This is a genomic window from Salinicola sp. (genome assembly GCF_982684285.1).
The window spans coordinates 1-1,814 of sequence record NZ_CEXLVS010000417.1; the positions used below are offsets into that span (position 1 = coordinate 1).

At 38.2% G+C, this 1,814-nt stretch carries 4 protein-coding genes; all 4 read right to left on the reverse strand.

The window, feature by feature from the left end; genetic code table 11:
• A partial coding sequence (locus AC3AYF_RS20605) for a porin (protein ID WP_487780337.1) occupies window positions 1-756 on the reverse strand: 756 nt, incomplete at its 3' end.
• Between the two features lie 413 nt (window positions 757-1,169).
• Window positions 1,170-1,373: a hemin uptake protein HemP gene (hemP, locus tag AC3AYF_RS20610; protein ID WP_487780339.1), complete on the reverse strand. Its 204-nt coding sequence runs from the start codon at window positions 1,371-1,373 to the stop codon at window positions 1,170-1,172.
• On the reverse strand, window positions 1,351-1,584 hold the full coding sequence (locus AC3AYF_RS20615) for a hypothetical protein (RefSeq protein ID WP_487780340.1): 234 nt from the start codon (window positions 1,582-1,584) through the stop codon (window positions 1,351-1,353). Before AC3AYF_RS20615 ends, hemP begins: the two co-directional genes overlap by 23 nt.
• Window positions 1,585-1,603: 19 nt before the next feature.
• Window positions 1,604-1,814 (reverse strand): hypothetical protein (locus AC3AYF_RS20620; protein WP_487780338.1); only part of this gene is annotated, 211 nt, incomplete at its 5' end.

Consider the following 1,814-nt stretch of genomic DNA (forward strand, 5'->3'; position numbering starts at 1 on the left):
TTGACGACCGCTACGTATTTTATAACTAGAACCGCTAGTATTTAAACCTGAGGTAGCGGCTACATCATAGCTAAAGCCTTCTGCAATCTCACCACTAAACATCACACCGGCTTCCCACCATGTAGCAGGAATAATGTTCTTTTCAATCGGGTTACGTTCTGTACCATAAAATGTAGGTGGTTCATGTGTTTCGTTGATAATGCCCACTGGTGTTAAGAATAAACCACCGGTAACACTGTGCTTGTCATTGATATCGTATTGGATATACGCTTGTTCTAATTCAATTTCACCGGCTTTTTCTTCGCCAGCAATACTATGCTCAAGCTCTAATTCAGAGAAGAAACGTAAGTTATCGGTGAATTCATGACCAAAGAATAAAACAAAACGATGGAAATCAACTTCATCTTTATCTGACGAGCCATGTTGATCATTCAAGTTGTTATAGTGCAATTCACCATAACCACCAATGGTTGTTTTATCAGACAATAGCTTCGCTGATTTAACGGCTTCTTCTGTTGCAACTGCCACTGCTTCAACCGCTTCACTGGCTTCTAGAGCCACTTGCTGGGTTGCTTCTACTTTAGTTTTTAATGTTGCATTCTCAGCTTGTAATTCTTTATTTTGTTGTTGCACGTCAGCCATTTGGCCTTTCATTTCTTGCAACAAAGCCCAGATTTCTTCATTGGTGGGTGCCGCAGCTTGAACTACGCCAGCTAGCAATAAACTCGTAGCCAATAAGGTACGTTTGAATTTCACAGCGAATTCCTTTTTATGATGGAAAGGGTTAAAAGATGGAGGAAAATTATACGTAACCCGTGAAACAAATACTAATCATTCTTATTTAGAATGACATTATTTTATTTATTAAGTTACTTATTGTTGTATTTATACAACTAAGCCGGGGGAGACTTATGTCATTGCCAGGAAAAAGGAGATATTGTGATCAATCCAAATGGCGAAACCGCAACCCTATAGAAAAAACTGATGACTTCTTTAGACAAATAAAGCACTTCGATTAAATAGCTCATTTTCATCCTGCCGGTATTGAATCAAAGCGCAATGCACTCGACATCGATGACTAGAATCATCATCAATAGCATTGATGCTCGACCAACAGGTCATGGACAAAAATTTCCTTTCCAAACCTGCCGGCAGCGTGTGGATAATTTTTATTTAGTTAAAATCAGTTTATTGTTACGAGTTACACGTAAATAATAGGGTTCACCCCGATGTTCGATCACCAACATCTTACGGCCCATAAACATACTTTCGGTACTAAAATCTATCGACTTTGCTACCGCGATCTCTGGGTTTATTTCCAATTTAGTTTCAGTTTTCATCTCTTTTCCCTCAACTATGTAAAGTTCTAACATTACTTTTGTCACTGCTTTCAATTCCACGCTGTGATTGCATTTGGATCAAACCTTTGTTGATATCTAGAGCAAGGTCCTTGTAATGCTTTTCAGACAGGCGCAGGGTTAATGGGCCCATGGTTAAATGGATCAAACCACAGTCTGCACAATGCTGAATATCACAGGTTGATGACATATATAAAGTATCGAGTTGGCATTTTGATGCGCTCATTTGTGTTGTCCTTGTTTAATCAATTAAATACTGTCGTAAACAAACCACTTTCATCATAGAAAACGTTAGCTTTAATATTTATTCGTGATTTTCTATATAGCTTTTGCCAAATCTTGGCTTTATCGCTCCAATCCTGCTGCTCTTTTAAGTTATGAGTTTGCTCAAGTAATAAATGATAATTTCGTGAAATCATTAGGGCCAAACATGGATTTCCATCTTGCTGATACAGG